The 13,657-nt window shown below is 71.7% G+C and carries 10 protein-coding genes; 4 read left to right on the top strand and 6 right to left on the bottom strand.

Going from position 1 to position 13,657, the window contains the following annotated elements:
• Window position 1: 1 nt before the first annotated feature.
• From AB0M67_RS13175 to AB0M67_RS13165, 3 genes are all read right to left on the bottom strand, one after another.
• Entirely contained in the window at window positions 2–1,033 is a 1,032-nt protein-coding gene (locus AB0M67_RS13175; protein ID WP_365745423.1) for a hypothetical protein, read from the bottom strand.
• A 143-nt stretch (window positions 1,034–1,176) separates the two neighbouring features.
• Entirely contained in the window at window positions 1,177–2,052 is an 876-nt protein-coding gene (locus AB0M67_RS13170) for an NAD(P)-dependent oxidoreductase (protein WP_365745422.1), read from the bottom strand.
• A 33-nt stretch (window positions 2,053–2,085) separates the two neighbouring features.
• On the bottom strand, window positions 2,086–2,580 hold the full coding sequence (locus AB0M67_RS13165; protein WP_365745421.1) for a DUF3145 domain-containing protein: 495 nt from the start codon (window positions 2,578–2,580) through the stop codon (window positions 2,086–2,088).
• A 298-nt stretch (window positions 2,581–2,878) separates the two neighbouring features.
• Between AB0M67_RS13165 and AB0M67_RS13160 the strand changes: the two genes are divergently transcribed.
• Both AB0M67_RS13160 and AB0M67_RS13155 read left to right on the top strand, forming a co-directional pair.
• Window positions 2,879–3,850, top strand: a complete 972-nt coding sequence (locus AB0M67_RS13160) for an SGNH/GDSL hydrolase family protein (RefSeq protein ID WP_365745420.1) — start codon at window positions 2,879–2,881, stop codon at window positions 3,848–3,850.
• 39 nt (window positions 3,851–3,889) lie between these two features.
• A complete protein-coding gene (locus AB0M67_RS13155) occupies window positions 3,890–4,861 on the top strand; it encodes an aldose epimerase family protein (RefSeq protein ID WP_365745546.1) in 972 nt (323 codons plus the stop codon).
• Window positions 4,862–4,947: 86 nt separating this feature from the next.
• On the opposite strand, the gene AB0M67_RS13150 is transcribed toward AB0M67_RS13155, so the two are convergent.
• On the bottom strand, window positions 4,948–7,443 hold the full coding sequence (locus tag AB0M67_RS13150; RefSeq protein WP_365745419.1) for a glycoside hydrolase family 3 C-terminal domain-containing protein: 2,496 nt from the start codon (window positions 7,441–7,443) through the stop codon (window positions 4,948–4,950).
• 151 nt (window positions 7,444–7,594) lie between these two features.
• Here AB0M67_RS13150 and AB0M67_RS13145 point away from each other — a divergent pair, with 151 nt between their 5' ends.
• Complete coding sequence (locus tag AB0M67_RS13145) at window positions 7,595–8,908, top strand: pyroglutamyl peptidase (protein ID WP_365745545.1); 1,314 nt, start codon at window positions 7,595–7,597, stop codon at window positions 8,906–8,908.
• Window positions 8,909–9,029: 121 nt separating this feature from the next.
• Here AB0M67_RS13145 and AB0M67_RS13140 read toward each other — a convergent pair whose 3' ends face one another.
• Window positions 9,030–9,848, bottom strand: a complete 819-nt coding sequence (locus AB0M67_RS13140; protein ID WP_365745418.1) for an EI24 domain-containing protein — start codon at window positions 9,846–9,848, stop codon at window positions 9,030–9,032.
• A gap of 166 nt (window positions 9,849–10,014) precedes the next feature.
• Here AB0M67_RS13140 and AB0M67_RS13135 point away from each other — a divergent pair, with 166 nt between their 5' ends.
• Complete coding sequence (locus tag AB0M67_RS13135) at window positions 10,015–12,576, top strand: M14 family zinc carboxypeptidase (RefSeq protein WP_365745417.1); 2,562 nt, start codon at window positions 10,015–10,017, stop codon at window positions 12,574–12,576.
• Window positions 12,577–12,686: 110 nt separating this feature from the next.
• Here the strand turns inward: AB0M67_RS13135 and AB0M67_RS13130 are convergent, their stop codons facing one another.
• A complete protein-coding gene (locus AB0M67_RS13130; RefSeq protein WP_365745416.1) occupies window positions 12,687–13,622 on the bottom strand; it encodes an RICIN domain-containing protein in 936 nt (311 codons plus the stop codon).
• Window positions 13,623–13,657: the final 35 nt, after the last annotated feature.

Below are 13,657 nucleotides of genomic sequence, written 5' to 3'. Positions count from 1 at the left end.
CCTAAGGCGCCCAGTTCTCTGTCACGTACTGGAGCGCGCCGTCGGTGCCGCGGGCGAAGACGGATATCCGGCCGTCGGCGTGGCGCGCCGGGACCGGGGCACCCGCGAACGCGCCGCTCAGGGCGGCGAAGTCGGTGAACTGGTCGCTGTTGACGGTCTTCTGCTCGGCGACCCACAGCCCGCCGTCGGGACCCACCGCGAAGATCCGAAGACGTCCGTCGAGCGGCGAGCGGAACGGATACGGCGCGCCCACCGGGCCGCCCTTGAGCGAGCCCTCCGGGTTCCACGCGGCGTAGTCCCCCTGCCGGCCCAGGAAGCAGCCCACTCCGTCCCGGCCCTGCCAGAAGACCCGGATACGGCCGTCCGCGTCGAGCGCGGCCTTCGGGTCGTGCACGGCGGGGGTCCGGGCGAGCCGCTCGAAGGGGGTCCAGTCGCCGGGGGTGTCGGGGATCCGCTGCTCCGCGATCCACAGCTCGTCGTCCGTGCCACGGACGAAAACCGCCACCCGGCCGTCGGCCGCCAGAACCGGGCAAGGAACACCCTTGGCGGCTCCGCCGATCGTGGCGGCGGGGGCCCAGACGGCGTACGCCACCGAGGTGTGGCTGACCGACCGGACCGTGTGGTCCCGGCTCCGGTGGAACACCGAGATCCGCCCGTCGGCGTTGAGGACCGCGGCGGGATCGCCCACGGCTCCCGCGGCCACCTGGACCGGATCGCTGTCGAACCCGCCCGCTGTCCGGCTCATCCGGGCGGCGAACAGCTCATCGCCCGTCGTGCGCCAGAAGACCTGGATCAGCCGGTCACGGCCGAGGATCGCGGCGGGCACCCCGCTGAGCCGGGTCCAGGACCCGGGCAGCTCCGTCCACGGGGACCAGCTCAGATCTCTGTTCTGCCCGATGAACACGAGCGCGTGATTCCGGCCCTCGGCGAGGACGGTCAGCCGGCCGTCAGCGCGGGTGACCACGGCCGGATCGTTGACGAGGGTGCCGCCCAGCGACTGGCAGGCACCCCAGACCGTTCCGGGTGTGGTCACGCCGCCCCTTCCCTGACACGGAGTCGCCCCGGACAGGGCCTAGACGAAGGGTCGCAGCCGGGCACGACGACACGCCCGGACCGGCCGGACGATCACCCCATCGAGGGAAGGGAGTTGGGCAGGAGGGGTGACCGGGCGGCGCCTCAGTCGTCGAAGCTGGCGAAGTACATCGCCGCCATGTCCTCGTCGCCGTGCCCCTGGGCCGCCGCCCGGCGGAACCGCTCGGCGGACGCCGCCGCCCCGTCCAGTCGTACGCCCACCGACGCCCCGGCCTCCACGATCAGCCGGGCGTCCTTGCCCGCCGTGACGACCGAGAAACTCGGGGTGTAGTCGCCCTCCGTGATGACGGCGGCCTTGGCGTGGAGATAGCCGCAGTCCAGCGCGCCGCCGGAGATGGCCTCCAGGAAGTACCGCGGGTCCACGCCCAGCCCCTTGGCCAGGGCCAGCGCCTCGCCCGTGCCGTTGGTGAGAGCGAGCACCCAGCTGTTGCAGACGAGCTTCAGCCGGCTGGCCGCGCCGGTGGAGCCGTCCTCGCCCAGCCAGACGGTACGGCTGCCGACGGCGTCGAGTACGGACGCGAGCGGGGCGCGCGCCTCCTCGGGGCCCGCGGCCAGGACCAGGAGCTCGCCGCTCTCGGCGGGCGCCTTCGTGCCGAGTACGGGCGCGTCGACGAAGACGAGCCCATGATGACGGGCCAGATCGGCGAGTGCGGGGACGGCCTCGACGCCCACGGTCGTCGACTGGAGCCAGATGGCGCCGGGCCGCAGACCCGGTCCTGCGGCCGTCACGGCCTCCAGCACGGCGGGGCCGTCGTACACCATCGTGAGGACGACATCCGCGTCGGCGACGGCCTCCGCGGGGGTGGCGAAGGCCCGCGCGCCATCGGCGACCAGCGCCTCGGCCTTGGCGGGGGTGCGGTTCCAGACGCGGACGTCATGTCCGGTGCGGCAGAGATTACGGGCCATCGCGGCGCCCATGATGCCGGTGCCGAGGACAGCTACTGCGAGATGATCAGCCATGGGACCACGGTAGGACGGGACGGCCCCGCCCACTTACACGACCTGGTGCAACCAGCGGACCGGGGCGCCCTCGCCCGCGTAGCGGAACGGCTCCAGCTCGTCGTCCCACGGCTTGCCGAGCAGCTTGGCGACCTCCGCCTCCAGCTGCGTCTCACCCTGCTGGGAGCGCGCGAGCGCGGCGCGCAGCCGGTCCTCGGGGATCAGGATGTCGCCGTGCATACCGGTGACGGCGTGGAAGATGCCCAGATCGGGCGTGGCGCTGTAGCGCTCGCCCTCGGCGGTGGCGCAGGGTTCCGCCGTGACCTCGAAGCGGAGCATCTGCCAGCCACGCAGCGCGGAGGCGATGGTGGAGGCGGTACCCGCCCGGCCCTTCCAGGAGACCTCGGCTCTCCAGGTGCCCGGCGACGCCGGCTGCCGGATCCAGTCGAGCTGGACCCGCAGACCGAGCACTCCGGCCACCGCCCATTCGATGTGCGGGCACATCGCGCGTGGTGCGGAGTGAATGTACAGAACTCCACGTGTCGTCACCGGGACCTCCAGTGTGGGACGAGGTTCGCCTTTCCCAGCGGCCTCAGTAAACAGCATCGGGAGTGAAACTCCGCAAAAGGGACAGCATGTGACGTGATGTAATTTACCGGAGCCAAGAGAACGGACACCTCTGGTTCGACGTGGAAAAACTACCGTGCGGCGGGGTGCCCGCGGTGACGTACGGTCGGTCCGGGGGCCGATATGCGCGAAGCTTTCACTCGGCAGGATGCCCCGGGATGCCTGAAGACGCCAGACTTCTCAAAAGGATGCCAAGAGGACGCCAAGGGGAAGGACCCTGATGCCGAAGAGCCTTCGGAGCCGGAGCGGGAGCGGCGGTCGGAACGGGGATCGCCACCCGGCCCGCGAGGGGCGCGGAGGGCGCCGGTCCCGCGCCGGGACGGCCGCCGCGACCGCCACGGCGCTGGCCGTGACCGGCCTGCTGGCCGGCTGCACCGCCCTCGGCGGATCCCCGTCCGGCACGGAGGCCGAGCGCACCGCCCCCTCCGCGCGCCCGCCCCTGTGGAACCGCGCCCCGGCCTCGGTGGCGGCGGTCGGTGACTCCATCACCCGTGGCTTCGACGCGTGTGTGGTGCTCGCGGACTGCCCGGAGGTGTCCTGGTCGACGGGTACGGACAGCAAGGTACGCAGCCTCGCCCTGCGGCTGCTCGGCGCTCCGGCGGCGAAGGAGCGCAGTTGGAACCACGCCGCGACCGGCGCCAAGATGTCCGACCTGCCGGGCCAGCTGGCGCAGGCCGCGCAGAACAAGCCCGAGCTGGTCACGATCATGGTGGGCGCCAATGACGCCTGCCAGGACACGGCGAGGCAGATGACACCGGTCACCGATTTCCGTAAGTCGTTCGAGGCGTCGATGCGTCAGTTGCGCGCCGGGGCGCCCAAGGCGCAGGTGTATGTGTCGAGCGTGCCGGATCTGAAGCGGCTCTGGTCGACGGGCCGGGGCAATCCGCTGGGCCGGCAGATCTGGAAGCTGGGCATCTGCGCCACGATGCTCGGGGACTCGCAGGACATGAGCAAGAAGGCGCAGGACCGGCGGAACATGGTGTACGAGCGGGTCGTGGCGTACAACGACGTGCTGAAGGACGTGTGCGCGAAGGATCCGCGCTGCCGGTACGACGGCGGTGCGGTCTTCGACTTCCGGTTCACCGGTGATCAGTTGAGCCACTGGGACTGGTTCCATCCCAGCAAGGACGGGCAGAGCATGCTGGCGGAGATCGCGTACCGCAATGTCACGGCTGTGAAGCCGCCCACGTAACCGCTGCTCCCCCGCGTAGGGTTTTCCCTCGTGACTGTCATGAATACGGAGCGCGTCGGTGCGACCGGTGAGGGTACGCCCGTCGACCGCTGGACCCTCGAACGGGCCGGTATCCGGCTACGTCTGCTGACGTACGGCGGCATCGTGCAGTCGGTCGAAATACCCGACCGGAACGGCACCGTCGCCAATGTGGCGCTCGGCTTCCCGGATCTCTCGGGCTATCTGGGCGTGGGCGGGCCCTACTTCGGGGCGCTGGTGGGCCGGTACGCGAACCGCATCAGGGGCGCGGCCTTCACCCTCGACGGCCGGACACACCGGCTCGCCGCCAACGACGGGCCGAACAGTCTGCACGGCGGTGAGCGGGGCTTCGACCGGCGTGTGTGGGACGCGGAGCCGGCCGGGGACCACGGGGTACGGCTGTCGCGGATCAGTCCCGACGGAGAGGAGGGCTTCCCCGGACGGCTGGACATCTCGGCGACGTACACGCTGGACGCGGACGGTGCGCTGCGGATCGACTACCGCGCGGTGACGGACGCCCCGACGCATGTGAATCCGACGAATCACACCTACTGGAATCTGGGCGGCGCGGGCAGTGGCACCGCGACCGGCCATCATCTGCGCATCGCGGCGGAACACATCACGCCGGTGGACGGCACCGCCGTACCGACCGGGGAGCTGGCACCGGTCGACGGCACCCGCTTCGACTTCCGCGAGCCGCGCCCGGTGGGCTCCGGCTACGACCACAACTTCGTGCTGGACGGGACCGGTCCCGCGGCCGAGTTGTTCGATCCGGTGTCGGGCCGGGTGCTGACCGTGACCACCACGGAGCCCGGGATGCAGCTCTACACCGGCGACCACTTCGACGGGGAGCCGTACGGTCCGGGGGACGGGATCGCCCTGGAGACACAGCACTTCCCGGACTCCCCGAACCGGCCCGCGTTCCCGAGCACGGTGCTGCGGCCGGGTGAGGTGTTCGTCTCGACCACGACGTTCGGCTTCGGCGTCCGGTAGAAGAGGCGCGGATACGGGTACGGGTACGGCCCCGGGGCGGTGTCAGGTCCGCCCCGGGGCCGTCGTCGTCCCGTACGTCCCGCTCGCTACACCCGAGCGTCCACCACGGAGTTCAGCCTGCGGTCGGCGACGGACCTGCCCGCCTGGACCTCGTACATACCAGGGACGAACGACCAGGAGCCGGAGTCCTCGTCCCAGATCTCGAACGCCCTGCGCCGCAGCGGGATCCGCGCCTCGACCGTCTCGCCCGGTCCTGCCTCGACCGACGCGAAGCCGGCCAGCCAGTGGGCCGGGCGCTCCACGGTGTCGTCCATCGGGGCCAGATAGATCTGGACGACCTCGCGGCCCGCGCGGACACCGGTGTTGCGCAGCCGTACCCGCGCGTCGTCGGTGGTGGCCGTGATCGTCTCGTACTCCCAGTCGGTGTAGCCGAGGCCGTGGCCGAACGGGTACGCGGGGGCCACGCCCGCGCGTTCCCAGGCCCGATAGCCGATGAACACGCCTTCGCTGTAGTGGAGTTCGCCGTCGGCCGGGGCGGTCACCGAGACCGGTACGTCCGCCAGCGCGACCGGCCAGGTGGTGGGCAGCCGGCCGGCCGGCTCCGCCGAGCCGAGCAGTACGTCGGCGAGCGCGGCGCCGCCCTCCTGGCCGGGGAACCAGCTGAGCAGTACCGCCGCCACCTCCTCGCGCCATGGCATCTCCACCGGGGAGCCGGTGTTGACGACCACGACGGTGTTCGGGTTGACGGCGGCGACCGCGCGTACGAGATCGTCCTGGCGGCCGGGGAGCTTGAGGTTCTCGCGGTCGAAGCCCTCGGACTCGACGCGTTCGGTGGTGGCGACCACCACGACGGCGGTGCCCGCGGTACGGGCCGCCTCGACGGCCTGGGCGATCAGTTCGTCGGGGTCGTGCCGCGGGCCGAGGTGGAGCAGCGAGAACGCGACGGCCTTGATCGGGGCGTCCGGGATCTTGTGGACGGTGTGCAGCAGCGAGACCGTGACGCGCGCGCCCTCGGTCAGTTCCGCGCGGGCACGCTCCACCGGCCGGCCGAAGAACGCCTCGAACGGATCGGAGGCGGCGCCCAGTCGCTCCGTACCGTCGAACAGGACCTCGCCGCCCACGGTGAGGACGAAGCCGCCGAGACCGCGGGTGCCGAAGGTGTGCTCGCCGCTCTCGCGCGGGGTGAAGGTGCCGGTCAGTTCGACGGTGTGCAGCTCCTCGTGGGTGACACCGTCGGGCAGATCGCCGCCGGCCCACTGCACCCGGCCGCCCGGGACGGTGGAGGTCCCGAGAATCCGTCCGTCCGCCGCGCGGCAGAGGGCGGTCAGCTCGAATCCGGTGCCCGCGTCGGCGAGTTCCTCGTTGGGGTCGGCGCCGAGGGAGTAGCTGAGGGAGCCATCGGGAAGGGCGGCCGTGAGTCCGTCGAGCGGGGAGACCACATGGTCGGGGAAGACCACCGCGGAGCCGCCGCCGAGCACCCGGGCGTCGCGGGCCGGGGCGCCGCTGAGCGCGACCGTGCCGGTCCTCGCCGGATCGATCGGAAGGGCCGGAGCCGGCCGGCCGCCGCCGTCCTCGCCGTGTGTCCGTGGTTCGTTGCGTACGAGGACGAAGGAGCGGCGCGCGATCTCGCGGGCCAGGGCGTCGCCGTCGATCGGCGCGGGCGGGTCGGTGACGGCCGCGGGGGCGCCGTCGAGGATGCCGACCCGGGCGGCGAGCAGCAGCACCCTGCGTACGGCGTCGTCGACGGCGGACTCCGGCACCTCACCGGCGCGGACGGCGGCGACGAGTGCCTCGCCGTAGACCGTGCGCGGACCGGGCATCGCGACATCGAGCCCGCCGAGCAGGGCGCCGACGGTGGAGCGGGCCGCCAGCCAGTCGGAGACGACCGCGCCGTCGAAGCCCCACTCGCCGCGCAGGACCTCGTTCTGGAGATAGCGGTGCTCGGTCATCGTCGAGCCGTTGACCTGGTTGTACGCGGCCATGATGCCCCAGGGGTGGGCGTTGGCGACGATGGCCTCGAACGGGGCGAGATACAGCTCGCGCAGCGGGCGCGGGGCGACGATGTTGTCGACGGTGAAGCGGTCGGTCTCGGCGTCGTTGGCGACGAAGTGCTTGACCGTCGTACCGACCCCGCCGTCCTGGACGCCCCGCACATACGCGGTGCCGATCTCGCCGGTGAGGTACGGGTCCTCGCTGTACGCCTCGAAGTGGCGGCCCCCGAGCGGTGAGCGGTGCAGATTCACGGTCGGCGCGAGCAGTACGTGCACGCCCTTGCGGCGGGCCTCCTGGGCGAGCAGCCGGCCGGCCCGGCGGGTCAGTTCCGGATCCCAGGAGGCGGCGAGCGCGGTCGGCGACGGCAGGGCGATGGACGGGTCGTTCGCCGTCCAGCGCACCCCGCGGACCCCGATCGGACCGTCGGACATCACCAGGGAGGCCAGCCCGATCTCCGGGAGCGCGGGCAGGGACCACATGTCCTGACCGGCCAGCAGCCCCGCCTTGGCGGTGAGTTCCAGCTTGCCGAGCGCCGCCTCGACGGCCGCCTCGCGTATCTGACCGGCCCGGGTGTCGGATGCGTCTGCCACAGCCGTACCTCCTCGTCGAAGACTCTCCGTCTCCGCCGGATGGTCGCACAGCGATCGTCGCCGGGTGTAGGGCGTGTCGCGGGCCCATGGTCATCAGCCCCGCCCGGAGGTGATACTTCCGCCACCCGACGGAAGGACTCCCGTGAGACTCATGAGGCCCCTGGGCCACCTTCGTGTACGCCCCGAGCTGTTCGGGCTCGTACTTCTCACCACCAGCGCGCTCACCCTCGCCGGACCGCCCTCGCTCGCAGCCGCCGCTCAGCCCGCCGCCGTCCGATCCGCCACCACCGCGACCGCGTTCACCGTCGAGGAACAGCGACTGGACCGGGCCGTACCCCAGGAGATCCTGCGGCGCGGCGGCTTCGACACCGCGGCGCCGGACTTCGCGCGGTCGCTGCGCGGCGCGGACTCGTACGCCGAGGCCGAGCGGGCCGTCGTACGGAACGGCGCGCGGCTGTGGGAGCGGGCGGTGGACCGGGCGCAGGGGCGCGGTCCCGCACGCGGCGATCTGAGCCGGGACGACGACCGGCCGCTGTACTGGGCACGGCTCTCGCTCACCCGTGAACTGCGGCAGTGGCAGCCGGAGTTCGGTCTCTCCGAGAGCGGGCGGGCAGCGCTGCTGGGGAAGCTGGAGCGCTCCTCGCGCGGCCAGGACTCCATGGACTTCCCGGCACACGGCGGCATCAAGGGGGCGAAGGGGACCAAGGGCGTCAAGCGGATCGTGCTGACGGGCTTCGACCCGTTCACCCTGGACCGCGACATCCGGATCAGCAATCCGTCCGGGGCGACGGCGCTGGCGCTGGACGGCACGGTGATCAGGACCGCCGACGGGCCCGCGCGTATCGAGACCGCCGTCTTCCCCGTCCGCTGGGAGGACTTCGCCGACGGCACCGTCGAACAGGCCCTGCGCGGGCCGCTGTCCCAGGCCGATCTCTTCACCACGGTCAGCCAGGGCCGGGTCGGCCGGATCGATGTCGAGCGCTTCAACGGCGCCTGGCGCGGCGGGTTCGGGGACAACGAGAACATCTCGGAGACCGGGCTCGTACCGGTGACCGATCCGGCCTCGCAGCCGCAGTGGACGACGACCAGCCTGCCGTACCGCTCGATCGTGGCGGCGGACACCGGCCGCTTCCCGGTCTACGACAACACCTCGGTGACCGAGATCCCGGTGGGCGGGACCGCGCCGGTGGTACGGCCGGACGGACCGACGCCCGGTTCGGCGGCCCGCGCCGGGGGCGGCGGGGACTATCTGTCCAATGAGATCGCCTACCGCGCGACACTGCTCCGCGACCGGCTGGGGCAGGACATTCCGGGCGGCCATGTGCACACGCCGGTGCTCCAGTTCGGGGCGGGGAACACCGACCCGGCGACGGGGTCCGTGACGGACGCGGAGTTCGTACGGAACCGGCTGGACATCATCGCGCAGCTGCGGACGATCGTCACGGTGGCCGCCGAAGCCTCCTGATCGGCCTGTATCGCGTCAGACGCGGAACGCACGGCGCCGTCCGGTCCGGTGGGGCATACGACTCCGGATCGGACGGCGCGGTCGGAAGGGATCCAGTCGCCGCTACGTGTCCACGGCGAGGCTACTTGTCCATGGCGAGCGGTACGCCCGGCCTCCGCGTGCCCTGTCCGCCGGTCGTGGCGTCGTCGTCGGAGGCGTCCTCCGGCGGGGCCGTCAGCTCGCGCACCATCAGGGTCGCCCCCGCCACCGCGCCCGGCATCAGGAAGACCGCCACGAACGGGACGAGGAAGGCGAGCGTGAGCGGGACGCCGAAGCCGAGGGTGAGCATCCGGCGGCCCCGGAGCAGCCGCAGGCGCTCCTTCAGCTCGACGCCGCGACGCTGGAGCGCCACCGCCGTCAGCTCCTCCGCCAGGAAGAAGCCGGAAACACAGAAGCCGAGCACGGGAATGACCGTCTGCCCGACGACGGGAATGAATCCGAGCGCGAAGAGCAGTACGCCGTACAGCGCCACCCTCACCAGGATCCGCAGACTGTCGCGGGCGGAGATCCACAGCTCGCGCCAGAGCGACAGCCCCGACTCCGGGACCTCGCCGCCCTCCGCCCGGTCGACCTCCTCCGAGAGCGATTCGTAGAAGGGCTGGCCGACCAGCAGCGTCACGGCGGTGAACGTGATCACCGCGAGGAACAGCCCGAGCGCGAAGACCAGCACGGTCAGCGAGCCCCGGAAGAGACCGAGCCAGGGCGAGGACCAGTCGTCCGCGAAGGGGGTGGCCCAGGCCGTCAGATTGTCGGCGCCGTAGCCGAGGCCGACCAGTGCGCCCACATACAGGACCAGAGTGACCAAACCGGGCAGCAGTCCGAAGCCGAACCAGCGGCCGTGGCCCGCGACCCAGCGCTGGCCTTTCATCAAGTAGCCGAAGCCGGCGCCGAGATCATGCATGGGGGCAGCCTACCGGCTGCGCATGAACCCCCCTTGATGTTCGCGTGAGTAACCGGTAGACCCTGCGTACCGATCAACGTCGATCGCCACCGATCATTTCTGATCGGCTCCGCTTGGATCGCCTCTGACTTTGCCGTCACTTCCGAAGACCCGGAGGAACAGACGTATGGGGATACCCAGACCCGTCCTGCTCACCACCGCTGTCAGCGCTCTCGCCGGCGCCCTGCTGGTCGCCCCGCTCCCCGCGACCGCCGCCCCGGGCCCGGACACCCGGCGCCCGCACCCCGTCAGGGAGAGCGGCGGCCCCGACACCACCGCCGCCGCGCTCCAGAAGACCACCGGCACCCTCGGTACGTCCGCGCCTCCCGCACTGCGCAAGGACGGCGGCTACCCCCGGCGTACGGTCCTCGACGCGCCGCCGGAGAACCCGGCCGACAAGTCGATCAAGCTGGGCCTGGCCCCGTACCACTCGCTCGCTCCCCGGCTCAACGCGCTCCAGAAGCTGAGCGACCGCGTGAGCGTCGAGGTGGCGGGCCGGTCCGCGGCCGGCCATGAGCTGTATCTCGTCACCGTCACCGCGCCCGAGAGCTCCCGCGAGTCCCGCGAGCAGGAGCGGATGCGCGAGCTGATCGAGGACGCCCCGGCGGCGGCGGCCAAGGACCGCCGTATCACGTCGTCGTACAAGACCCCGGTCTTCATCAACAACAACATCCATGGCAACGAGTGGGAGGGCACCGACGCCGCCCTGAAGCTCATCGAGGAACTGGCGAAGGCGAAGGACGGCAGAACGGCCGGCCTGCTCGCCAAGAACCGGATCTATCTCAATGTGACCGCCAACCCCGACGGCCGGATCGCCGGGACCCGCGCCAACGGCAACGGCTTCGATCTCAACCGGGACTTCATCACCGCCTCGCAGCCCGAGTCGGGGGCCATCCGCCGGATCGCCGTCGACAAGCAGCCCGCCGTCATGCTCGATCTGCACGGCTATGTCAACGGCACGCTGATCGAGCCGACGACGCCGCCGCACGGCGAGAACTACGAGTACGACCTGTTCCTCAAGAACAGCTACGCCAACGCCCTCGGCATGGAGAAGGCGGTGAACGATCTCGGCTACACCCCCGGCGAGGACGGGGTCGAACCGCCCGTCATCCCCTTCCGCGACCAGCAGGAGGGCTGGGACGACTGGCCGCCGATCTTCACCCCGCAGTACATGGCGTTCCAGGGCGCGGTGGCCTCGCACACCGTCGAGTTCCCGATGCGCGTCAACAACAACGACTACAACAGCCTGCCGGTGGAGGAGTTGCGCCGGCGTTCCGCGATCAACACCGACATCGCGGGCGCGGTGATGCGCGCGACCCTCGACTACACGCTCGACCACCGTACGTCGGTGATCGCCGACCAGATCGAGACGTTCCGGCGGGGAGCGGCGGGCGAGGCGCAGCGGCCGGTGTCCGAGGAGACCGTGCCGGGCGTGCCGGGCATCGGACCGGAGGATGTGTACACCACCTCCTTCCCCCGGGCGTATGTGATCCCGGCCGGTGCCGGACAGCGCTCGGCGACCGCGGCGGCCCGGCTGGTGGACCATCTGGTCGCCAATGACGTACGGGTGGAGCGCGCCCGTACCGGCTTCCGGCTGGCGGGACGTTCGTATCCGGCGGGCTCGTATGTCGTCGACATGCACCAGGCCAAGCGCGGGATCGCCAATGTGATCCTCGACGAGGGCCGGGACATCAGCGCGGACGTCTCCACGATGTACGACATCTCGGGGTGGAGCCTCGGGCTGCTGTGGGGCGCGAGCGTCGACAAGGTCCAGAAGGCCGGCGGCGGGCTGCACATCCCGACGCGTCCGGTCCAGGCCGCGTCCCCGACCGGGGCGGTGACGGGTCAGGGCGATCTGCGGCTGCGCCTGGACGACCCCAAGGAGCTGGCCGCCCTCAACTCTCTGCTCGCACAGGGCGTGAAGGTACGGCGGGCGGCGGACGGTTCGGCGATCGTGCCGGCCTCGGCGCGTCGTCAGGCGGGCGTCCTCGCGGACCGTTACGGCGTCGCCTTCACCGCCACCAAGGAGAAGGGCTCCGGAACGGTGGCCCGGACGCGTGTCGCGGCGGCGGTGACGTCCGGCGAGCAGTTCGCCCTGCGGGAGATGGGCTTCGAGGTGCTGCCGGTGTCGACCGCGACGCTGAACGCGGGCTTCGACTGGTCGAAGGCGGATGTCCTGTACGTCTCCTCCGGCCTCCAGTACGGCGCGCTCAATCCGGCCGCGCGCTCGGCCCTGGACGGCTTCCTCGCCGGTGGCGGGGGTGTGGTCACGCTCGGTTCGACGGGGGCGGCCTTCAACGCCGCCGCGGGTCTGCTCGCCGTCAAGCCGGTCGCGGGCAACGGCGACGCGAACGGTGTGGTGCGGGTGACCAACGCGGGCGGCCCGATCACGGGCGGCGCCCCGGCGCACACCTTCGTCTACTCGCCGCTGTGGTTCACCGACCTCGGTCGCGGGGTGCGGGTCGAGCAGTCGTACGGCACCGGCAGCCCGCTGGTGTCCGGCCACTGGCGTGCGAAGGACGACGGTACGGGCGGCCCCTCGGACGCGGCGGGCCGGGCCTCGGTCGTCAGCGGTACGTCCGCGAAGGGCGGGTCCGTGGTGCTGTTCGGTACGGAGGCGCTGTTCCGCGATCACCCGAAGGGGCTGTTCTCGCAGGTCGGCAGAGCCCTGCTGGGGGCGGCCGGCTGAGTCTCGTGACGTTCACCCGATGCTGATGTGACGCCAGGGGCCGCCGGGACCGCCCGGCACCGCCCCGGGGGCCGTTCCCGCGAGACGCGGGGGCGGCCCCCTCGGCACTGTCAGACCGGGCGCAGCCGCCACTGCTGGCAGGTACTGCCCAGCCAGGGCCACTGCCGTACATCGGCACCGTCCGCCGTCGAGCAGCCGGCGACGTCCGCGACCTTGCCGCTGCGGGCGCCGACGAGCCGCACCCAGCCGCCCTGGTCGGTGACGACGAGACGGAAGGCCTGGCAGATGGTGTCGAGCCAGGACCACTGGCGCAGATCGGCCCCGTCCGCGACGGAACAGGCCGCCGTGTCCAGGACCTTCCCACTGGCGGCGTTGACCAGCCGGCTGGTGTCATCGCCGAGGTCCTCGACACGCCAGCGCTGACGGGCACCGCCGTGGCAGGCCCACTGGAGGACATTCGCGCCGTCGGCGCTCGAACCACCCTCCACTTCGAGGCACTTGCCACTGCTCCGGTTCACGAGTGTGTACGCGGTCGGGGTGGCCGCGCGCGCACGGGAGGCCCCGGCGAGCGCGGCGCCCGGCAGAGGCGGGGCGGCGCGCGGCAGCCGGTCGTCGTCGAGTTGGTCCCGGTAGGTGTACGGGCCCATGGGGTCGGTGCCGACGCTCTTCAGTACGTGCGAGCGCTGGGTCCTGTGGTAGTCCTCGACGGCCTGGCCGGCCACATAGGACAGATACCAGTGGCCGTCGCGGAAATGGAGCCGGGGCGCCCCCATGTTGCAGCAGCGCGAGGCGGTGGAGTCCGTCCAGACCCGCACGCTCGGCGCGGTCGAAAGCCCGGTCGGCGTGGGCGACTTGCGCATGGTCAGCTCCGCCGACCGGACCGTCGTGACCAGGTAGTAGTCGCCGTCGTAGTACTGGATCCAGGGACCGGCGCCGTTCCGGGACGTGGCGGCCCCGGCGGGCGGGGGCACGAACGCGGTGAAGGCGGCGAGGACAGCGAGCGACAGGGCCAGGAGGAGCGTGGTTCTGCGAGAGGTGCGGCTCACGCGGATTCTCCTTACGGCGTCGAGGGGGGTGGGGC

Origin of the sequence: Streptomyces sp. NPDC051662 (assembly GCF_040681655.1) — a bacterium.
Taxonomy (GTDB): domain Bacteria; phylum Actinomycetota; class Actinomycetes; order Streptomycetales; family Streptomycetaceae; genus Streptomyces.
This window is presented reverse-complemented; position numbering and strand designations above follow the sequence as displayed.